17 protein-coding genes and 1 other RNA gene are annotated in these 21,217 nt (G+C 37.7%); 14 read left to right on the top strand and 4 right to left on the bottom strand.

Annotated elements, in window-relative coordinates:
• Positions 1–45: 45 nt before the first annotated feature.
• The 3 genes from FNN08_RS07000 (at position 46) to ffs (ending at position 1,744) form a co-directional block, all read left to right on the top strand.
• Entirely contained in the window at positions 46–909 is an 864-nt protein-coding gene (locus FNN08_RS07000; protein WP_143583997.1) for a DUF3014 domain-containing protein, read from the top strand.
• Positions 910–932: 23 nt separating this feature from the next.
• Entirely contained in the window at positions 933–1,523 is a 591-nt protein-coding gene (locus FNN08_RS06995) for a lysophospholipid acyltransferase family protein (protein ID WP_260679280.1), read from the top strand.
• Between the two features lie 123 nt (positions 1,524–1,646).
• Positions 1,647–1,744, top strand: an RNA gene (gene ffs / locus FNN08_RS06990) — signal recognition particle sRNA small type.
• Positions 1,745–1,855: 111 nt separating this feature from the next.
• Here ffs and priC read toward each other — a convergent pair.
• Both priC and FNN08_RS06980 read right to left on the bottom strand, forming a co-directional pair.
• Positions 1,856–2,485: a primosomal replication protein PriC gene (priC, locus tag FNN08_RS06985; RefSeq protein WP_143583995.1), complete on the bottom strand. Its 630-nt coding sequence runs from the start codon at positions 2,483–2,485 to the stop codon at positions 1,856–1,858.
• A 108-nt stretch (positions 2,486–2,593) separates the two neighbouring features.
• On the bottom strand, positions 2,594–3,370 hold the full coding sequence (locus tag FNN08_RS06980; protein ID WP_143583994.1) for a TSUP family transporter: 777 nt from the start codon (positions 3,368–3,370) through the stop codon (positions 2,594–2,596).
• A 538-nt stretch (positions 3,371–3,908) separates the two neighbouring features.
• Between FNN08_RS06980 and FNN08_RS06975 the strand changes: the two genes are divergently transcribed.
• Together FNN08_RS06975 and FNN08_RS06970 are read left to right on the top strand one after the other, a co-directional pair.
• Positions 3,909–6,794, top strand: a complete 2,886-nt coding sequence (locus tag FNN08_RS06975; protein WP_143583993.1) for a TonB-dependent receptor domain-containing protein — start codon at positions 3,909–3,911, stop codon at positions 6,792–6,794.
• A gap of 248 nt (positions 6,795–7,042) precedes the next feature.
• Entirely contained in the window at positions 7,043–8,713 is a 1,671-nt protein-coding gene (locus tag FNN08_RS06970; protein ID WP_143583992.1) for a tetratricopeptide repeat-containing sulfotransferase family protein, read from the top strand.
• Between the two features lie 66 nt (positions 8,714–8,779).
• On the opposite strand, the gene FNN08_RS06965 is transcribed toward FNN08_RS06970, so the two are convergent.
• Positions 8,780–9,031, bottom strand: coding sequence for a hypothetical protein (locus FNN08_RS06965; protein WP_143583991.1), 252 nt, complete (start codon positions 9,029–9,031; stop codon positions 8,780–8,782).
• 160 nt (positions 9,032–9,191) lie between these two features.
• On the bottom strand, positions 9,192–11,033 hold the full coding sequence (locus tag FNN08_RS06960) for a tetratricopeptide repeat protein (protein ID WP_143583990.1): 1,842 nt from the start codon (positions 11,031–11,033) through the stop codon (positions 9,192–9,194).
• A 504-nt stretch (positions 11,034–11,537) separates the two neighbouring features.
• Between FNN08_RS06960 and FNN08_RS06955 the strand changes: the two genes are divergently transcribed.
• The 9 genes from FNN08_RS06955 to FNN08_RS06915 all read left to right on the top strand — a co-directional run bounded on the left by FNN08_RS06955 (position 11,538) and on the right by FNN08_RS06915 (position 21,205).
• Positions 11,538–12,311 carry a DUF3450 domain-containing protein gene (locus tag FNN08_RS06955; protein ID WP_185962605.1) on the top strand — a complete coding sequence of 258 codons (774 nt, stop codon included), beginning with the start codon at positions 11,538–11,540 and terminating at the stop codon, positions 12,309–12,311.
• The gene (locus FNN08_RS06950; protein WP_143583988.1) at positions 12,311–13,666 is read left to right on the top strand and encodes a MotA/TolQ/ExbB proton channel family protein; all 1,356 of its coding nucleotides are present in this window, start codon (positions 12,311–12,313) and stop codon (positions 13,664–13,666) included. The genes FNN08_RS06955 and FNN08_RS06950 overlap by 1 nt, the downstream gene beginning before the upstream one ends.
• Entirely contained in the window at positions 13,666–14,190 is a 525-nt protein-coding gene (locus FNN08_RS06945; protein ID WP_143583987.1) for a MotA/TolQ/ExbB proton channel family protein, read from the top strand. Before FNN08_RS06950 ends, FNN08_RS06945 begins: the two co-directional genes overlap by 1 nt.
• Before the next feature lie 12 nt (positions 14,191–14,202).
• On the top strand, positions 14,203–14,607 hold the full coding sequence (locus FNN08_RS06940; protein ID WP_143583986.1) for an ExbD/TolR family protein: 405 nt from the start codon (positions 14,203–14,205) through the stop codon (positions 14,605–14,607).
• Positions 14,608–14,609: 2 nt separating this feature from the next.
• On the top strand, positions 14,610–15,236 hold the full coding sequence (locus FNN08_RS06935; protein ID WP_143583985.1) for an energy transducer TonB: 627 nt from the start codon (positions 14,610–14,612) through the stop codon (positions 15,234–15,236).
• Positions 15,236–16,501 (top strand): tetratricopeptide repeat protein, encoded by a 1,266-nt coding sequence (locus FNN08_RS06930; protein ID WP_143583984.1) that lies wholly within the window; start codon positions 15,236–15,238, stop codon positions 16,499–16,501. Before FNN08_RS06935 ends, FNN08_RS06930 begins: the two co-directional genes overlap by 1 nt.
• A 367-nt stretch (positions 16,502–16,868) precedes the next feature.
• A complete protein-coding gene (gene cysD, locus FNN08_RS06925) occupies positions 16,869–17,768 on the top strand; it encodes a sulfate adenylyltransferase subunit CysD (RefSeq protein WP_143583983.1) in 900 nt (299 codons plus the stop codon).
• A gap of 69 nt (positions 17,769–17,837) precedes the next feature.
• Positions 17,838–19,247: a sulfate adenylyltransferase subunit CysN gene (gene cysN / locus FNN08_RS06920; RefSeq protein WP_143583982.1), complete on the top strand. Its 1,410-nt coding sequence runs from the start codon at positions 17,838–17,840 to the stop codon at positions 19,245–19,247.
• Positions 19,248–19,474: 227 nt separating this feature from the next.
• Entirely contained in the window at positions 19,475–21,205 is a 1,731-nt protein-coding gene (locus FNN08_RS06915) for an SLC13 family permease (RefSeq protein WP_143583981.1), read from the top strand.
• Positions 21,206–21,217: the final 12 nt, after the last annotated feature.

Raw genomic sequence — 21,217 nt, 5'->3', positions numbered from 1 at the left:
TAACTATGCTATACAAACTAATAAAGAAATTTTTCCGAGGTAACTGTGGCTGAAAATCAAGCTGAAATAAATAATGAGACATCTGCCCCTAGAAGCAGTAATTCGATTGTTTTTGCAATCATTGTTGTCCTTGTCGTTGCTACATTTATCTATTTGTTTTTTATCAAAAATGACCAGCCGGAAAAAACTCCAGCGCCTGAGCCTATTGTTGTAGAAGAGCCTGTTTATGTTGAGCCAACAGAAGAGGTTGTTGAAGTTGTCGAAGAGGTGGTTGAGCCGGTTGTAAGCGAGCCTGTTGAAGTAAAAGAGCCTATTGTTCTACCTGATCTTGATCAAAGTGATGAGTATATGAGTGCTGGCATTGCATTGATGTCTTGGCGCAAAGAATTGTTAACGTTATTGGTAACGGATGACTTAGTAAGAAGGCTTGTAGTCTTTACTGATAATTTTGCTCAAGGGGAAATCGCTTATTCACATTTACCTTTGCAGCCATTACCTGAGCAGTTTGCCACAAATAAACAAAGCTTAACTGAGGATACTTATGTTATTGCTGGCGAAAATGAACTTCGCTATAAACAGTATATTGAGTTATTACATTCGTTTGAGCCTAAACAGTTAGCAAACTATTTTAATGAAAATAAACCTTTATTTGCCCAGGCTTATGCTGAGTTAGGTTATGGTGATAAGACTTTTGATCAAGTATTACAACAAGCGCTTAATAGAATACTCGACCTGCAAATAAACAATACAGACGAGCTATTAGTAAGGCCAAGTGTTGTTTATCAATACCAACAACAAGAGCTTGAACAGTTACCCGCGGCAGATAAGTTTTTATTGCGTTTAGGTAAAGAGAACCTATTGCAGCTGAAAGCCATTGCCCTTGAACTAAATAATCAATTGCAACTTTAGAATATGCTGAGTGAATATATCTGATGATGCAACCAATAACCGAAATACCGGATAAACTGCCAAGAACAAACAGCAAATTAAGTGCTTGGTTGGCACAGAAAATCTTAAAATTGAGTGGTTGGAAAGTTGTTGGTGAACTGCCCAATGAGGCAAAGGTAATTATGGCCGTTGCCCCGCATACTTCTAATTGGGATTTTATTCTTGGTATTTTGGTTAAATTCTCATTTAATTTAAAGGTAAGTTTTTTAGGTAAAAGCTCCATTTTTATATGGCCGTTTAGCCTTTGGTTAAAGTCTGTTGGCGGTATAGCTGTCGATAGAAGTAATGCCCATGGCGTTGTTGGTCAAATTGTTAATGAATTTAATAATCAATCGCAACTTATCTTAGGCATAGCGCCGGAAGGAACTCGTTCAAAGGTAACTAAGTGGAAAACCGGATTCTTGCAAATAGCACAGCAAGCAAATATTCCTGTTGTACCTGTGCAACTAGACTTTAAACACAAACAAGTGATGTTTTTTACAAAACGTATGGTCAGCACAGATATTGATAAAGAATTGGCAGATATCCAAAGTTTGTTTAGCCCGCATTGTGCGAAAAAACCGCAAAATTTCTAAGAACTTTAGTTTGAGCAATTATTTTAATATTTCTGAGTAAAATATTGCGCTTTAGGGTTGCAACCATCAACACAATTCGCCATAATCCAATCCGCTGTAAACATACAGCCGTTATGGTACCTCTCTTGGTCCTCTCGCAATGATACTCTGTGAACTCGGCCAGGTCCGGAAGGAAGCAACCGCAGCAGACGACTCATGTGCCGGGATGTTGGCTGAGAGAGGGGCCACCCAAACACTTCCTCTTGTATGTTTTATCCGTTTCACCATACCAGAAACTAGAAACTAGAAACTAGAAACTATCGTTCCTCGTTCCTATAACCTAGTTCCACTCTTTACCTCATTTTTTCACTCATCTCTATTTGCTTTTCAATATCTGAAATTGCTTTACGGCAGCGGCCTAAACGTTGATGCAGGGTAAGTACTTCCATTTGTAGTACATTAGTATCTTGATTTTTACTACTTTGAAGTTGTTCTTGTTTTATGCGTAGCATTTCTTCTAAACGACGTTCAAAACCATGAGTTTCAGCAAGTTTTGCATGGAGCTGGTGACTGGGCATAGTAATACTTTTAACAGCTTTTTGATAAACCTTGGCCTGTTTTTGTGCACTTAAACGTTTACGTCTATTTAGTTGATATTCGCTGTCGTGGTGGCGAGATGAGTTTGACTTTAACGCAGTGATCAAAGATAGGATTTGCTCTTCAAGCTGCGTCATCAGAGCATCGCTAAATTCATTATGATTGCTTGCGAGTAATTTTTTTAAATGCTGCACTCGCTCCTGAGCATATTTTACGTAAGCAATAAAATTGGCGCTAACAATAGGAAAAAGCTTTTCATCAAAAACAGGTTTATCTTGTAGGTAGTAATGGGATTTTTGCTGCTTGTTTTCTGCATCTACTCTTTTCGCATCTACTGCTAGCTGCTCCAATAGTGACTCTAATCGGTTTAATGCATTGATGTTCATTATTGTTTCTAATTTTATTACTTATAAAGGTAGTATTTAAACTTTACCACAAAGGCATAACTGAAGTATAAGAAAGGTGTTCGTGCTATAGCTATTTTAATATATAAATTAAAACCAAGCATTATAGGCAAGTTTCATTGCCATGATCACCACAACACTGATAAAAATTGGGCGAATAAATTTACTGCCATACTTAATCGCTGAATGCGCTCCTATCCAAGAGCCAAGAACCATGAAAAGCCCCATAGCAAGACCCAGGGTAAAATCAACTTGTCCAACTACGATAAATACCAGCAATGAAACAGAGTTACTAATAAAGTTCATACTTCTTGCTAAACCTGAGCTAAGTAGGATGTTCATTTTATATAAACTTAACGAAGAAACCGTCCAGAAAGTACCTGTCCCAGGCCCTGCAAAGCCATCATAAAAGCCTAAAACAAAGCCTTGCACCGATTGTTTTAACCTTAACAGTAATCCTGGTTTAGGTAGGGCAGTTGAGTCACTAACGCTATTTTTTGAGAATAAAGTATACACAGCACATAACAATATAATGAGTGGTAAAAATTTATTTAGCGCATCTGCACTGACAATATTTACGATTATTGTTCCTGTGAGTGCGCCAACTGCAGTGGCAATGGCGGTTAGGAACCAAAAAATAGGATTAAATAGTTTTTTTCGATAAAAAGTTATTGAAGCCGTTAATGAACCAAAACAGGCAGACAGTTTATTTGTCCCTAAAGCGATATGCGGAGGCAAACCTGAGGTGAGTAAAACAGGAACTGTCAATAAACCACCACCACCAGCTATCGCATCAATAAAGCCAGCTAAAAAGCCAACTAAAGATAGAGTGATTAATAGGTGAGGATCTGAAAATAATTCAAACATGAATATAAGTACTTAAAGCCAATTTGGATTCAATTAAACATGAGTAGAGTGACGTAAAGCCTCAAAAAAAGCTAGATATTTCTAATATTAAAAATTTGGCATGAGTATTTTTAGGTTCTAAACAAAGAAAGTTTTCATTTTTGTTAATAGGAATTTTTTGCTTGTAACATAAAGTTGACGGATGCTGTCTCTTGTTTGTTTTGTTGTGTTAATAAAATTCTTTAATATCAGCTTTTTATCTTGGGTTATGGTTTATATTGTTTTTGCATAAGGCTGTTTTTTTAATGCTTTTGGATGAATTTTAATTGGTTTTTGGTGGGTTTTTATTCAATATGGCTGGGTAAAATGTAACCAAGTGTAGTCTAATGGTGAAAAATATTAACTTAATGTTATTTATGTAGTTGACCTGTTAAAGAAAATCGTTTTATTATCGTTGTCGACAGATCAGGTCTAATGACCTAATTAAAAAAATAAAGAAGCAACATAGCTTCGACAATATTAACAATAGAATCACTTTATAGTGGTCCAGGGAGTAAACATGTATAGCAATAATAAACTTGCTAAATCAGTTCGTCTTGCATTAGTTTTTGGTGCAACGGCTACAACTGGTATTTCTGCGAATGCATTTGCAGCAGAAGAAGCTACGGCTGAAGAAGAAGTAGAACGAATTGAAGTAACAGGTTCACGTATTAAACGTGCTGATATGGAAAGTGCATCTCCAGTTAGTGTTATCACTAACGAAGATATGAAAATCCAAGGTATCTCAAACGTTGCTGACGCTCTTCAAAATATGACAGCTCAGTCTGGTGGTTTAACAGCTGCTGTAAACAACGGTGGTAACGGTAACGCAACAGTTAACCTTCGTGGTTTAGGTTCTAACCGTACTCTAGTATTAGTTAATGGTCGCCGTATGGTTGCTTCTGGTACTGGTGCAAGTGCTCGTGTTGATTTAAACACTATCCCTATGTCAGCAGTAAAACGTATCGAAGTTCTTAAAGATGGTGCTTCTGCGGTTTACGGTTCAGACGCAATTGCTGGTGTTGTTAACATCATCATGCGTGACGATTTCGAAGGTATCGAATTTGACGCAAGTTACTCAGAAACTTCTGAAGGTGACGGCGATGAAGCTAGCTTAAGTACTACTTTCGGTATTACAAGCGACAAAGGTAACGTTGTAGTTAACCTTGGTTTCTATGACCGTGGTGAAGTTCGTCAAGCTGACCGTTCTTACTCAGAATGTCCTATTTGGGAAGCTACTGACGAAAATGGCAAGCCATACCAGTACTGTGGTGGTTCATCTTTCTCTCTAGGTATGAACTCATACGTATATGATGCAGCTGGTGAAAATGAACGTCGTGTTCAATTCGAACCAGGCGGAAACGGTACTATGAGTCCAGAAGGTTACCATGATTGGGTAAACTCTGGTGATAACAATGACCGTTACAACTACTCAGCATCTTCTTACTTATTTACACCTGCGACTCGTTATAACGTATCTGTTTTAGGTAACTATGAGTTATCTGACGACTTAAACTTCTTCGCAGAAGCATATTACACTAACCGTTCATCAGTACAGCAAATGGCTCCACAGCCAATTTACTACGCGTACGGTGCAAACGGTCGTAACTGGACAATGAGTCAAGATCCAGGTATCTACCCATTTATGTCTTTATACCCTGGTATCGCAACTCCAGGTGCTGACGTAACTCAATACCCACTTCGTCGTATGCAAGAAGTTGGTCCACGTATCTTTGAACAAGAAGTAAACTCAGTTCAAATGACTACTGGTTTTGAAGGTATGATCGGTGATTATTCATGGAATGCTTTCTACACTTACGGTCGTAACTCTGCGATTGATAAGTCTAAAAACTACATCAACATGGAAAACGCAATCAAATCAGTTAACGAAAACTGTGAAGGCGTAACGGTTACTGGTACTCCTGATAACTACACTGTTGATGGTAATGATGCAACTCAACCATGTATTAACTACATGGGTCTAGGTGCTATCTCTGAAGCTGATGCTGAATACTTACGTTATACTGACCAAGGTACATCAGGTACTGAAATGCACCACTTAGGTGCGAGCATCTCTGGTGACTTATTCGACCTTCCTGCTGGTACTGTTGGTTTCGCATTTGGTATGGAGCATCGTGAAGAGTCTGCATTTAACCAACCTGATGCATTCTCATCTTCTGGTATCGGTTCTGGTAACGCTGTATTACCTACTTCAGGTAAGTACAAAGTTGACGAAGCTTACATTGAGCTTGTAATCCCAGTATTATCAGACTTACCATTTGCTAAGGCTGTTGACGTTGAAGCGGCAATGCGTTTCTTCGAGTATGATTCATTCGGTTCAGATGAAACTTACAAAGTAGGTTTAACTTGGAGAATGAACGACGCAATCATGCTTCGCTCAGTTGTTTCAACAGCTTTCCGTGCCCCTTCTGTTGGTGAGTTATTCGGTGGTCGTTCTGATTCATACACTAACTACTCTGATCCTTGTGAAGGTGTAGGTGGTGCAGGTCAAGATCCACAATACGCAACAGCGTGTCAAAACGATGTGGCTAATGGTTTTATCCCAGGTGACGGTACTTGGGAACAAGGTAACGGTCAAACTCGTGCTGTAACTGGTGGTAACCCTGAGTTAGGTCCAGAAACTGCTGATACATTTACTGTTGGTTTAGTTGTTGAACCTCTAGATGGTTTAAGCTTTACTGTTGATTACTACGATATTGAAATCGAAAACGTAATCAGTGCTGTTGGTGTAGGTACTGTTCTTGATGAGTGTTACTCAGCTGGTGCTGATGGTGGTGTTGGTGGTGCTAACGCATTCTGTACTAACGCTAAAGTAAATCGTAATGCTGTTGGTGATTTCGATGGTATCGAAGCAACTGATGCTAACCTTTCTATCTGGGCATTATCAGGTATTGATGCAAACATTCAATACAACTTTGATGCATTTGGTTTAGATTGGTCTGCTGATTGGGAAGCGTCTTTCATCGATAGCTGGGAAACTCAAGCGTTCGCAGGTGAAGAGAAAATCGATTACGTTGGCGTAGCTTCTTCAAGCTCAGGCTCTATCCCAGAGTTAAAGCAAAACTTTAGCTTACGTGCAAGCGGTGATAGCTGGACTGTTGCTTACAACTTAATGTGGATTGATGAGTTAGAAACTGAATCAACAGCATTAGATCCAACTGCTGATCCAGCGGATTACTTCGACACAACTGCTGATTCATTTATGTCTCATAACATTTCAGCTTCTTACCACATCAATGAGCACGTAGTTGTTCGTGGTGGTGTAGATAACATTACTGATGAAGAGCCACCGTACTACTCAGATTACGATGATTCAAACACAGATACTACTTTGTATCAGTACATCGGTACTAACTTCTACGTAGGTACTACAATTACTTTCTAATTTTTAGAAACGTAATAACCTAAATAAAAGCGATGCATTAGCATCGCTTTTTTATTGTCTGAATTTTATTGTGCGGGTGTCAAAACTGATATGTAATAACTTGAAATCAGTAATAATGCTTATTTAAAGCCTATTAAATGCGCTAAAACGTTCTATGTTTAATGTTTTCGCGTTATGATGATTTCGCTTTATGGTTTAGTTTTTAGCGACCAATAATAAAAGAGTTTTAAAAGATAAATAAAATATAAATGAAAGATAAAATTCAACAACAAATACAAACAGCTCAGCGTGAGCATCAACAAGGGAACTTGGTAAAAGCCAATGAACTTTTTAAGCTTGCCGAAGAAACGCTAAATTCAGCCTCAGAGCCATCTGTAAATCTTCAGCAGCGCCTACATATTGTTAGTGCATTAAGTCAGATAAACCTGCAAATGCAGCAATATAAACCGGCACTAAGCTATTTAAGCCTGTTAATGACTTTACAGCCTACAAATAGCCAACTGTTACAGCAAATCATTCAAGTTGCTTCACACCTTAAAGATTGGCCTTTACTTTGTGAAAATTATCTAAAGTTTATTGATGCTCATATTGAAGCTAAACAGAGCATAGCAAGTGACCATTACTTCAATCTCGGTTATTACTATAAGCAAGCTGGTAACTATGTGGATGCTATCGCTCAATTTGAGTTGGCTATAAGGCATAATATTAATCAAGCTGAAGAGGTGTATTTAAATTTAGCGGTAATTTACTCAGAAAAGCTCAGGCAAGAAGAGCAAGCTAAACAAGCACTGCATAAGGCTTTGCAATTAAATAGCCGATTTACGCCTGCATTATACAATTTAGCCACTCTCTATGAAGAAGAGGGGAATAAAACCAAGGCAATGGAGCTTTACCGGCAAACACTGCAATATGAACCACACAATTACAATGCTCTGGCTCGTATTGCTGACTTATATAACTTTACTGACGTAAATGATCCAGTTTTTAAGCAAATATTAAGCGCTTTATCGCATGCTAACTTAGCTCTAGAAGATAAAATTAATTTAAATTATGCACTAGGTAAGGCATTTGATGATTGCCAAGACTATAAACAAGCTAGTTATTATTACGCAAAGGCTAATGAGCATAACACAAGCTTGCTAGCGCCTTATCAACCACAAGCATTAGAAGCGCATATAAATGAAAATATTAGTCTATTTAGTAAACAGTGGTTTGAACAATTAGAACCAATTTCAACCGCCGAGCCTATTTTTATTTGTGGTATGTTTCGCTCAGGTTCAACGCTTGTTGAGCAAATATTAGCATCTCACAGCAAAATCACTGCAGGAGGTGAAATTACTTACTTTCCAGACCTAGTTAATACAAAGTTACTGCACTATCCAAGCCAATGTTCTGATATTGAAATAGCAAGGTTTAAACAATATGCACAAGACTATCTCACATTGTTATCAACTACATTTCCTGGATATGACTTAGTTACAGATAAGCGTCCTGATAACTTCCTGTATTTAGGGCTGATCAAAACCTTATTTCCTAATGCAAAAATTATTCATACTCAAAGGCAAGAAATGGATAATTGTTTGTCTGTTTATTTTTTGCGCTTAGCTGATAGTTTAAATTACGCAACTAAGTTATCTAATATAATGCATTATTATCAGCAGCAGCAAAGGTTGGTAAATCACTTTAAATCACTATTTCCCGATACAATATACAGCATTGATTATGACAACCTTGTTGTAAATCCAGAGCAAAACATTCAGTCGTTACTTAGCTTTATCGGGTTAGGTTGGGAAGACGGATGTATGAATTTTAATCATTTAAATAACAAAGTTAAAACCGCCAGTGTTTGGAAAGTACGCCAACCTATTTTTCAGAAAAGTTCAGGGCGATGGCTTAATTATAAAAACTATTTAAAATAAAATTTAAATTTGTAAATAAAACTAGGCATAGCCTAGTTTTTTTACGGTTAAAATTAGATGAGCTAATTATTGACCAGATTTTGGACCACTTCGTTGTGTTGTGCGCATTAACTCGTCAGCCTGACGTTTTTCTGCTTCTATTTGTTCAGGTGTACGACATACTTTTCTACCGATGTTTGAACCAGTAGTTTTTTCATATTTACATATTTTTTTGGTGCCGTTACTTGCCGTTTGACCTTCACCGCCTGGTGGCTTACCAGCACAAGCCGATAGTAAGATTACTGTAGAGGTTGCAAGTAAAATAGAGCTAAGTTTCATAATATTCCTTAAAGTGTTTATTCCTAATTATTGCAAGCCATACTAATAGTCAAATAGGGCAAATGCTAGTAATAATTTTGCTTAGTTGTAACAAAATTTTCCTAATTGAATAGTTGTCCAAAAAATAACTACTTGCTTGTGGTTCTAAAGCTTAAAATAGTTAAACTGGTAGTATGTCGTACGGAGTTGTAATTCGCTTTTCTTCGCTCACGAATGCATTGGTACCGTGCCAAAAATAAGAAGGGAATTGTACCAGTAACCCGGTCTCAGGTTTAATAATACAAGCAGGTTCTATAGTTTGTGGCAAATTAAATCCTGGTTGACCAAATTTGATCCATCCTTGTTGCAGTTCACTTGTTTCAACCATGTCAGGTACCTGTGCATAATAGCAACTGCTAAACCAGCCCGCAGGGTGGTAATGATCTTGATGAAATCCAGATGAGTTTAAAATAACCGACCAAGAATCAGTTTCCACAAAACGCCCCGTATTTCTAGAAAGAAGAGGGTGCTTATCATCTTGTGGTAATTGTTGTAAAAACTCACTGGTTTGCTGTTTTAGGCTTGCTGTGAGAGTTTTTATCAAAGGAAGATGGTAATCGAATAACTTTTCACTTGTTTGACTGCCATTTTTTAGCGTTTGCTCTAGCGGATGAGATTTAGCGTAATGGATTTTTTTAAGTTCATTAACCAAATCGCAGTTGAACTCGTTTAAGTTTGCATAGCCTTGCGGAACTTCAATACTCGCCTTTAAAATAAACTGTTCATAATTGCATAAATAATGATATTCAGGTGAATTCAATAATTTTAATGCAATGGTTTTATATGCCCACCAACCTTGCTGGTGAGGATTTTTTAAAAGCAACTTGTTTAGTATAGAAAGGGCTTTTTTAGGTTCACCTATCCCCATTAAGCTTTTCGCTAATTCTTGTTTAACCACCTCATTGCTTTGATTTATCTTATGGGCTTGCTCAATATGTTTATATGACTCTTCAAATAGCCCTTGTTCACGTAAAATTGTGCCCAGCTCTAATAAGCTAGGCCCATGCTTTTTATTTTTAAATAATATATCTTTTAACTGCTGGGTGGCACCATTAATATCTTCAGATAATTGCATTTTCTTTGCTAGTGCAAATTGTAAATCTAGATTGTTTTGATTGCTCTTTAAAGCTAACTGATAAGATTTGAGGAAGTCATTATCGTCATGCTCCCACAACATAGTGTTTAACCAGTGATGAGCTTCAATGTCTTCAGGGTTTTGTTCTAAAACTGACTGGTAAAGTTGCTTAGACTTCATTACTTCACCATTTAAGGTATAACAGCTAGCTAAATTCTTCATCACCTCAATTTGCTGAGGCTGATATTTTAACGCTGTTAGTAAAGTATTTATGGCTTTTGAAAATAAGCATTGCTGCTTTTGGATTAAAGCTAAATTGTTTAACGCCGCTATATTAGTTTCTTGCCTGCTTAAAACATCTTTAAAACACTTACTCGCTTCTATCAATAGGTCTTGATGCATTAGTGACTGACCCAAAGCAATACAAATGTTGTTGTCAGCAGGTGCGAGTTGCAAAGCTTGAGTTAATTGCTTTTGCGCCTGTGTATAGCGTTTAGTTTGGTTGTATAAAACGCCAATATGAAATAACGCATTTATATCTTTTGGAGATAAAGCAATAATCTTTAAATAACACCCTATGGCATCTTCAACTTTGCCTTGTTGTTTTTTTAGCTTGGCTAAGTTAACTAAAGAGGGTAAGAAGTTAGGATTAATAGCTAAAGATTTATTAATAGCTTGCTCACAAAGAGATAGCTCTCCTTTAGCGTGATGGATCACCGATTTTAAATGCCAAAGCTGAGAATTTTTCTTGTTAGTTGCAAGTAATGGCGTTAATAGCTTTAGTGCTTGTTCCATATGTCTTGCATTAATGAGTTGTACAATTTTTTGGATAACTTGATTAGCTTGCGTGTTTACTGGATTTCTAAGGTTTTTGTTTGGAGAGACCATCTGAGCTATTTTCTATTAGATAACACTATATTGATAAAGGTAACTTGACCTAGGAGTGATTACCAGAGTTTTATAGCCACGAATAGTAAATTTTAATTTTAGCTATGTTACAAAACAGATAACATTTTATGTTTGACTTATTTATAGATAATGTTGAAAAATGTAACTCGATTACAACCTAGTTGTAGTTTTGCGTTAACTGGTTAAATTTCACCCCGAAACGGTGTTTTTTCGCCTTTTAGTTCATTAAATACAGTAAATCGTTTGACTTTAGCTTGTAGCTATTGTCTTATATGGAGCTGTCTTTTTATGAAAAACAGAATAAAATGACAGTTTTGATAATTTTTTGAGCTAAAAGTGTAACTCAAGAGTTAACAAAATTGTGTTTTTATCAATAACAACTTAAAGCATTGTTTTTTGTTGTATAGAAAAGCAAAATGCAGGACCGAGAATAAATGTCTCGGTAAAAGTTAAAATAGCAATTGGTTGGGAACTATGTCCAAAATAAGCAAAAAAAGCCTTATCGCAACGACGATTATCGGCACGTTAGCTTTAGCAGGAAGCAATATTGCTTCAGCTACAAGCCTTAACGACCTTCACAAAGGTGAAGCTACTATTATGAAAGCTTCTTCTAAATCTCAAGAAAAGATCAATAACATCTATGAGCAATCTCAGGAATTATTAGCTGAGTACCGCCAAGTTGTTGATGAAACTGAAAACTTGAAAGTTTACAACGATCATGTTCAACGTTTAGTTAACGATCAACAAGCTGGTATTGATTCTCTACAGCGTCAAATTGGTACAATCGAAAATACTAAAAAAGGTGTTGTACCTTTAATGTATAAAATGATTGCTTCTTTAGAAGAGTTTATCGCTGCTGACATCCCAGTAAACTTAGCTGACCGTACAGAGCGTATCGACCGTCTTAAAGACGTAATGTCTCGCCAAGGTATCTCAGTAGCTGAGCAATTCCGTTTAGTACTTGAAGCATACGACATTGAAACTGGTTACGGTTCTATGTTTGGTGCTTACCAAGGTGAACTTGAGTTTGAAGGCCAAAAGATTACTGTAGATTTCGTACACATGGGTCGTACAGTATTAGTTGCACAATCTCTTGATTTAAAAAATGCCTGGATTTGGGATAACGATTCTCGCTCTTGGTTAGCTTTAGGTGACGAATACCTAAGCCCTACAACAAAAGCAGTACGTATGGCACGTAAACAAACTGCTCCTGATTTAATTAAGTTACCTGTATATGCTGCGGGGGCTGGTGAATAATGAATAAATTTATTAAATCTGTAGCTATTGCTGCAACATTTGCTTTAACAGCGGGTATTTCTACAAACGCTGCGGCAAACCAATTAGATGACTTACTTAAGCAAATTAAAGCTGATCGTGTATCAGTTGCTAAGTTAGACAAAAAACGTGAACAAGAATTCTTATCAGCTAAAGCTGACAAGCAAGCTCTTGTTAACAAAGCAAACGCAGAATTAAAAGCTGAACAAGCTCGTAACAAGCGTTTAACTAAGCAATTTGCTGACAACGAAAAAATGCTTACTGTTAAAGAAGCTGAGCTACAAGCTGCTTCTGGTGACTTAGGTGAGATGTTTGGTGTTGTTCGTCGTGCATCTGGTAACGCTTACGGTGCAATCGCAACGTCAATCGTTAGTGCTCAATACCCAGGTCGTCATGAAACGCTTGATAAACTTGCTAATGCTAAAGAAATTCCAGCATTAAACGAGTTAGAAGAACTTTGGTTTGCAATGCAAACTGAAATGACTGAATCAGGTAAAATCGCTACATTTGAAGCTGAAGTTACTCAATTAGACGGTTCTAAGTCTTCTCAGTCTGTTACTCGTATTGGTTCATTTAACCTTATCTCTGAGCAAGGTTACTTAAACTACAATGATGATGCTGGTCAAATCCAACCTCTAGGTAAGCAACCAGACGGTGCTATCGTAGGTGAAGTATCTTCATTCTTATCATTAACAAGTGGCTATGCACCTCTATACCTAGATCCTTCAAAAGGCTCTATTCTTAACTTAGAAACGCAAAAAGCTACTTTAGAAGAGCGTTTCCACCAAGGTGGTACAGTTGGTTATGTAATCGCTGGTGTTCTTATCTTTGGTCTATTAATTGCGGTAGAGCGTTTAGTATTCTTATTCTTAGTTGGTGGCAAAATTAAAGCTCAACTTAAGAACACTGCTAACCCAAGTGCAAACAACCCTCTAGGTCGTTTATTACAAGTTTACCAAGAAAACAAAACTGTTGATGCAGAAACTCTTGAACTTAAACTTGACGAAGCAATCTTACGTGAAACGCCGAAAATTGAACGTGGTATTAACGTAATTAAAATTTTAGCTGCTATCGCTCCGCTATTAGGTCTATTAGGTACAGTTGTTGGTATGATCGGTACGTTCCAATCAATCACTCTATACGGTACTGGTGACCCTAAAATTATGGCCGGCGATATATCAATGGCACTTGTAACAACAGCTCAAGGTCTAATTGCTGCATTACCTCTAATCCTAGTTCACTCAATTGTGGCTAGCCGTGGTAAGTCAATCTTCCACATCTTAGATGAGCAAAGCGCTGGCATTGTTGCTTCAATCGCTGAGCAGGAGAAACAGTAATGATTTACCTGATAGAGCTTTGGGAATCTGTCAGGGAATTTATTGCCACGGGCGGTGGCGTATTATACTTCGTCGCCTTGGCTCTCTTTTTAATGTGGATACTAATGATTGAGAAGTTTTGGTTCTTATCAGCGGTTTACCCAAAAGTTAAGCGAGATGTTATTGCTAAATGGGACGCTCGAGAAGATACAACTTCTTGGTATGCACACAGAATTAGAGATACATGGATTTCTGAAGCGACAGAGATATTAGACTCGCGCATGTTAACAATTAAAACATTGGTAGCTATGTGTCCACTTATCGGCCTTTTAGGTACTGTAACCGGTATGATCGCAGTATTCGAAATTATGGCTGTACAAGGTACAGGTAACCCACGCCTTATGGCAGCGGGTATCTCGATGGCAACAATTCCTACAATGGCAGGTATGGTTGCAGCACTATCTGGAGTATTTTTTAGCTCTAGATTGGACGCAAAAGTTAAAATGGCAAAGGCTAAGCTAGTTGATAGCTTACCTCATCACTAGAGAGATTTTCTAATGGCTCGTAAAATAAAACGTGAAGACGAAGAAGCAGTAATTGATATGACACCGATGCTTGATATCGTGTTTATCATGCTTATCTTCTTTATTGTTACCACTTCATTCGTAAAAGAAGCTGGTATCGATGTGCAAAAGCCTAAAGCGGCTAATGCTAGTAAAAAACCGTCAGCAAATATCTTTATTGCTATTCGTGAAAGCGGTGAAATTTGGATGGACAAGCGTGCAGTAGACGTTGAACGTGTTTCTGCTAACCTTGAGAAGCTTTTAGCTGAACAACCAACTGACATCGTAATTATCCAAGCTGACAAAGGCGCTAAACACGGCGTAGTTGTTAAAGTTATGGATGCAATTAAGGATGCAGGAATCGATAAGATTTCTATTGCTGCAGCGTCGGGTAATTAATTATGGTTCGCTTTTTAGTATCAATACTATTGGGCGTTGCTGTAACATTTGGTTTGTTTGTCTTTATGGCATTCTTGATTTCAGGTGGTGCAAAGCGTAACGATAATGCTGATGAGCAAATCATCATTGATATCGTTTCAACACCGCCAAAATCAAATGTTCAAGAACGCAAACGTGTGCCACCACCACCACCGCCGCCGCCTAAAACACCACCGAAGCCACAAGCTCCGGAGCCGGAAATGAGTAATGACAACGCAGGTATGACATTCAACGTTCCAGGTGTAGAAATTTCAGGCGCGTCAGCAGGTATGGATGCACCCGGTGCAGGATTTGGTAAAGACGGTGAGGCAACGCCTATCGTTCGTATCGAACCTAAGTACCCAATACAAGCAGCACGTGATGGTAAAGAAGGCTGGGTACAGCTTAGCTTCTCAATCAACGCAATTGGTGGGGTTGAAGACGTTAAAGTTATTAACGCTAAACCTAAACGTATTTTCGATAAAGAAGCCAAACGCGCGCTTCGTAAATGGAAATACAAGCCAAAAGTTGTTGATGGTAAAGCTATCGTACAAACAGGCTTAACAGTACAACTAGACTTTAAGATGAACCAAGATGGAGGAGCTCAGTAATGTTAAAAAAATTAATTAGTTCTTCAATCATGGTAGCTTTCGTGGCAACGGCAACGTTGCCAGTGACATCAACTGCTTTTGCAGCCGATGCTCCTAAGAAAGAACAAAAGAAGAAAAAACGTACTAAAATCGTTGGCCCAGCAGTAGGTAAAAAAGTGCAAAAAGCATTTGAAGCCTACTCTGAAGACCGTATCGATGACGCTATTGCTATCTTGAATGAAATCGAAACAAGTAAAGCCTATGACCGTGCATACGTTGATCGCTTTTTAGCGAACATGTACGCAACTAAAGGCGGCCCTGATTCGAAAAAAGCAATTGGTTTCCTTGAAAAGGCAACTAAAGACGAAGTTCTTAACGAAAAAGAGCACACAGATTCGATTAAGCTTCTTGCAGATTTACAGATGCAAGAAAAACAATACGAAAATGCTCTTAAGAACTACGCTGCTTGGATGAAAGCTACAGGCGAAGAAGACGCAAATACGTATGTAAAAATTGCTCAAGCTCATTACGAGTTAAAGCAACTGGATAAAATGATTTCTCCTGCAGATAAGGCGATTAGTCTTTATGCAGATAAGCCGAACCAAAATCCATACATACTTAAATTAACGTCTTACTATGAACGTAAACAGTATAAAAATGCGGTTAAAGTGTTAGAGGAAGTTCTTGTATTATTCCCTGAGAATAAGCAATGGTGGACTCAACTTGGTATGTTCTACATGTTAGTAGAAGATTACAAGAAAGCACTTTACACATTAGACTTAGCTTACAAGCAAGGTTACTTAGTTAAAGAAACTGAGATCAAAACCTTAGCTAACTTATATGCTACTAACGATGTACCATATAAATCAGCGATGTTACTGGAAAAGTACATAGATAACGGTTTAATTGCTCGTACAGACACTAACCTTTATACAATGGCAAACGCTTTCCACGCTTCGCAAGAAGTTAAAAAAGCCGCTAAATATTTTGGTGAAACAGCGAAGTTATCAAACAACCCTAAGCACTATCGTCGTCAAGGTATGCTTTTACAGCAAGACGAACAGTACGATGCTGCAACAGTTGCATTGCAAAAAGCAATTGACTTAGGTATTGAAAACCCTGGTCGTGTTTACATGACTCTTGCTGAAGCCTACTTCTACCAAGAGAAATACAAACAAGCGACAGTGGCAATTAAGCAAGCACAAGCTGATCCTAAAACTAAGAAGGCAGCACGCGCTTGGGCATCTTACATTGCTGATACAGCAGAGCGTAAGAGAAAGCTTTAAGCTTAGCTTTACTTACTATCTAAAAAACCAGCCAAACGGCTGGTTTTTTTATGTCTGTAAACTTTAGTTAGAGAACTAGAGAACTAGAGAACTAGAGAACTAGAAAGGTAGAAACTAGAAAGGTAGAAACTAGAAAGGTAGAAACTAGAAAGGTAGAAACTAGAAAGGTAGAAGATTGTCTTAGATTTTAGGTTTTAATCCCTAATCTAGTCCTAAGCCTAAGAGGCTTGATATTAATTTAGTTATATTTTATAGATAATTAGCACATTAAATTGTTTTAACTATAATAGAATTATGCGTACAAATGTGTAAGAATAATCAACTTACCATTTCGATAATTTCATTAACTCTAATAAACGGTTATTCAATGAATTTAACACACTTAAAACAGTTAGAAGCTGAATCTATTCATATTATTCGCGAAGTTGCTGCGGAGTTTGATAATCCAGTTATGCTTTACTCTGTAGGTAAAGACTCAGCAGTAATGCTACACCTTACGATGAAAGCATTTTTCCCGGCTAAACCGCCATTTCCTTTAATGCATGTAGACACAACATGGAAGTTTAAAGAAATGATTGCCTTTCGCGATGTAGCTGCTAAAAAATATGGTATGGACTTAATTGTTCATACCAACGAAGAAGGCCGTGCTGCCGGTATGAACCCATTCGATCACGGTAGTTCAAAATTCACCGACGTAATGAAAACTCAAGGCTTAAAACAAGCACTTGATAAATACCAATTTGATGCCGCTTTTGGTGGTGCGCGCCGTGATGAAGAAAAATCCCGAGCAAAAGAGCGTGTCTATTCTTTCCGTGATAAAAACCATCGTTGGGATCCTAAGTCGCAACGTCCAGAGTTATGGAATACATACAACGGTAAAGTAAATAAAGGCGAAAGTATTCGAGTTTTCCCTCTTTCAAACTGGACAGAGCTTGATATTTGGCAATACATCCATTTAGAAAATATCGAGATTGTTCCTCTATACCTTTCGGCTGAGCGTCCTGTGGTTGAGCGCGATGGCACCTTAATTATGGTAGATGATGACCGTATGCCATTAAAAGAAGGTGAAAAGCCGATGATGAAAATGGTTCGATTTAGAACCTTAGGTGATTATCCTCTTACTGGCGCGGTTGAATCTCAAGCAACTACTTTACCTGAAGTTATTCAAGAAATGTTATTAACTAAAACCTCCGAGCGACAAGGTCGTATGATTGACCATGACTCGTCTGGCTCAATGGAGAAGAAGAAAATGGAAGGTTATTTCTAAGCACTAAATTAATGGCTAAAGAAATAACAAAATTAACATCCAAATTCGAATTAAAACATGAGTATAGACATGAGTACTGAACAAACATTATTAGAAACCGATATCGAAGCCTATTTAAAAGTGCATGAGCACAAAGATATGCTGCGCTTTTTAACCTGTGGTAACGTTGATGACGGTAAATCAACATTAATCGGCCGCTTATTACACGATTCAAAATTAATTTTTGAAGATCACATGGCGGCGATTAAAAGCGATTCAAAGAAATTTAATACTACCGATGGCGAATTCGATTTAGCGCTGCTAGTTGATGGCTTACAATCAGAGCGTGAGCAGGGCATTACTATCGACGTTGCTTATCGCTACTTTGCCACTGAAAAACGTAAGTTTATTATTGCTGATTGCCCTGGCCATGAGCAATACACACGTAACATGGCAACGGGTGCATCAAACTGTGATTTAGCTATTGTAATGATCGACGCTCGTTATGGCGTACAAACGCAAACTAAACGTCACAGCTATATTGCGGCATTACTTGGTATTAAGCACATTATTGTTGCGGTAAACAAAATGGATTTGGTGAATTTCGACCAAAATGAATACCGTAAAATTAAAGAAGAATACCGTGATTTTGCCTCTGACTTAAACATCCCTGATGTACGCTTTGTACCTATTTCAGCGCTGAATGGTGATAACGTAGTAAATCGCTCTGAAGCAATGGATTGGTACCCAGGTGCAACGTTAATGGGCTTATTAGACACGGTTAAAATTGACGAAGATAACAACTTAGAAGATTTCCGCTTCCCAGTGCAATACGTTACTCGTCCTAATTTAGATTTCCGTGGTTTTTGTGGCACAGTTGCAGGTGGTGTGATAAACATTGGTGATGTGATCACTGCTTTACCATCGGGTAAAACATCGTCTGTTAAATCAATTGTTACTGCAGATGGTGAGTTAGAATCTGCTTTTGTTGGTCAAGCGATAACAATTACTCTTAATGATGAAATTGACGTTTCACGTGGTGATGTAATTGTAAAATCAAACAAGCTAGCAACGGTTAGCGATAAGTTTGAAGCAACGATTGTATGGATGAGTGAAGCCGCTCTACAACCGGGTAAAGAGTACGAATTAAAGATTGGTACCAAAAACACTTACGGCCGTATTGATAAAATCAACCACCGTATCGATGTTAATACGCTTGAGCATGTTGAAGAAGATGAAATGAAGCTAAACGAAATTGCTTCATGTAATATTCATACAACAAGCCCAGTTGTTATTGATGACTATGCAACAGTTGAAGGTACAGGTTCATTCGTAATTATCGATCGATTAACTAACATAACGGTTGGTGCGGGTATGATCACTAATGCTCAACTCGATGATGATAGCGAAGTAGAGCAAAGAACGTATAGCGCAACTGAAATTGAGCTTAACGCTTTTATTCGTAAAAATTTCCCTGAGTGGAACTGTAAAGCAATCTAATTCTTGCTTGCTAATTTTAATAAATAGCCGGTATTTATTCCGGCTTTTTTATTATTAAATCAAGTCCATTAACATGTATGAAATTAATGGGCTTGCTATTAAACTTGCTAAACCTAGTTAAGTAATAGATAGTTAATTTATTGCTTTTAGTACTGAAAAAATAATTATAAAACTACTGATTAAACTTTTTGTTGTTGGTTTAACCAAGTAGCTAATTAAGGGTTTTAATGCTCACGATTGAACAATGGGCTATGCTTGCAATCTTTTTTGCAACGTTTATTGGCTTAGTTAAATATCAAAATGTCCCTGAGCGGGTATTTGCGGCAGCCACAATGGCGTGTTTAACCTTATCTTTTGTTAGCACCGAACAAATATTCCATAATGCCATCAACCCAGGCTTACTTACTTTAATTTTATTGATCAGTTGCTCCTTTGCGTTTGAGCGCACCAGTTTTTTACGCATTTTGGCGAATAAATTGATCAATAAAGGGGTAAAGCGCTCTTTATTAAAAACACTGCTTACCACAGCTTTCGCCTCCGCCATACTAAATAACACGGCGGTAGTGGCAACGCTTATCTCACCGATTAAAAATAATAAATTTATCAACCCTGGTCGCTTATTATTACCTTTATCCTATGCGGCGATTTTAGGCGGAACATTAACTTTAGTTGGTACGTCAACCAACTTGATCGTTAACTCAATGCTTATAGAGCGCGGGGTTGAAAGTTTAAAATTTTTTGATTTTACCTTAATTGGCTTAGCAGCGATGTTTGCCTGTTTATTAGTTCTATTTATACGCATAAGTGTTTTACCCAAAACAGCCCCAGATCCAAAAGACGATAAACATTACTTTGTTGAAGCAGAAGTAACTGAAAATTCTAAGTTAATTGGCAGTTCAATTGAAGAAAATGGTCTGCGGAGTATGGACTCGTTATTCTTAGTTGAAATAATTCGCCAAGGGCATTTGATTTCACCTGTTACTCCGGAAGAATTTATACAACCTGGCGATAAGTTAATTTTTACTGGTGACATCTCAAAAGTATTTGTACTCCAACAATTTGATGGCTTAAAACTATTTGCCGAGCAAGACGGTTTATTGCGCGATAACTTAACCGAAGTCCTAATTAAACCTGGCTCTGCAATTATCGGCTTAACTCTTAAGCAAGCAGGCTTTAGGGCACGATTTGACGCTGCTGTTGTAGCTATTCGCCGCGAAGGTTCAACGCTTTCTGGTAAACTAGGGGAGCTGATTATTCACTCTGGTGATTTTTTAGTACTCGCCGTTGGTAAAGACTTCATCACTCGTACTAACTTAAGTAAAAACTTCTTTATCTTAACCGGGGTAGAGCCAGAGAATATGCTCTCTGGTTGGCGTGATAAATTTACTTTATTTGGTTTTTTAGGCGCAATAAGTGGTTCTGTATTTTTTGAAATCCCACTACTTAAATGTTTGATCTTCTATATGGCGGCATTATTTGCATTTAATTGTTTATCGATAAATGAAATTAAGCGACGTTTTCCGCTGGAAATTTGGTTAATTGTAGTAAGTGCCTTAACTCTGGCTACAGCTCTTGAAAACACTCAAGTATCTTTCTTATTGGCAGATTTTGTGCAAAGTTACTTAGAAGATAAATCGACCATGGCTGCGTTTATTGCCGTTTTTGTTATTACTTTAATAATGACGGAAGTAATAACCAACAACGCTGCAGCCGCACTAATCTTCCCTATAGCCTATAATATAGCGATAGGCTTAGGGGTTAACCCATTGCCATTTGTTATGGCTGTTGCTTTTGGTGCTAGTGGTAGTTTTATTAGCCCATATGGTTATCAAACCAACGTTATGGTCTTTAACGCTGGTAACTACCGCCTGAAAGATTTTATCAAAGTAGGAGTGCCAGTATCACTGACTTACTCAGTTGTAGTACTTTACATGATCCCTTTGATCTTCCCATTTTAATTTTATAGTTAG

The organism is Thalassomonas sp. M1454 (assembly GCF_007097525.1).
GTDB lineage: Bacteria > Pseudomonadota > Gammaproteobacteria > Enterobacterales > Alteromonadaceae > Thalassotalea_A.
Note: the sequence above shows the minus strand (reverse complement) of the source record. Positions and strands in the feature narration are given on the sequence as shown.

Excerpts from the sequence above, each read along its gene's own strand:
- FNN08_RS06975 (WP_143583993.1), top strand. The coding sequence starts at position 3,909 with ATGTATAGCAATAATAAACTTGCTAAATCAGTTCGTCTTGCATTAGTT.
- cysD (WP_143583983.1), top strand. The coding sequence starts at position 16,869 with ATGAATTTAACACACTTAAAACAGTTAGAAGCTGAATCTATTCATATT.
- FNN08_RS06980 (WP_143583994.1), bottom strand. The coding sequence starts at position 3,370 with ATGTTTGAATTATTTTCAGATCCTCACCTATTAATCACTCTATCTTTA.
- priC (WP_143583995.1), bottom strand. The coding sequence starts at position 2,485 with ATGAACATCAATGCATTAAACCGATTAGAGTCACTATTGGAGCAGCTA.
- FNN08_RS06935 (WP_143583985.1), top strand. The coding sequence starts at position 14,610 with ATGGTTCGCTTTTTAGTATCAATACTATTGGGCGTTGCTGTAACATTT.
- FNN08_RS06915 (WP_143583981.1), top strand. The coding sequence starts at position 19,475 with ATGCTCACGATTGAACAATGGGCTATGCTTGCAATCTTTTTTGCAACG.
- FNN08_RS06945 (WP_143583987.1), top strand. The coding sequence starts at position 13,666 with ATGATTTACCTGATAGAGCTTTGGGAATCTGTCAGGGAATTTATTGCC.
- FNN08_RS06995 (WP_260679280.1), top strand. The coding sequence starts at position 933 with ATGATGCAACCAATAACCGAAATACCGGATAAACTGCCAAGAACAAAC.
- FNN08_RS06930 (WP_143583984.1), top strand. The coding sequence starts at position 15,236 with ATGTTAAAAAAATTAATTAGTTCTTCAATCATGGTAGCTTTCGTGGCA.
- cysN (WP_143583982.1), top strand. The coding sequence starts at position 17,838 with ATGAGTACTGAACAAACATTATTAGAAACCGATATCGAAGCCTATTTA.
- FNN08_RS06970 (WP_143583992.1), top strand. The coding sequence starts at position 7,043 with ATGAAAGATAAAATTCAACAACAAATACAAACAGCTCAGCGTGAGCAT.
- FNN08_RS06965 (WP_143583991.1), bottom strand. The coding sequence starts at position 9,031 with ATGAAACTTAGCTCTATTTTACTTGCAACCTCTACAGTAATCTTACTA.
- FNN08_RS06960 (WP_143583990.1), bottom strand. The coding sequence starts at position 11,033 with ATGGTCTCTCCAAACAAAAACCTTAGAAATCCAGTAAACACGCAAGCT.
- FNN08_RS06950 (WP_143583988.1), top strand. The coding sequence starts at position 12,311 with ATGAATAAATTTATTAAATCTGTAGCTATTGCTGCAACATTTGCTTTA.
- FNN08_RS06940 (WP_143583986.1), top strand. The coding sequence starts at position 14,203 with ATGGCTCGTAAAATAAAACGTGAAGACGAAGAAGCAGTAATTGATATG.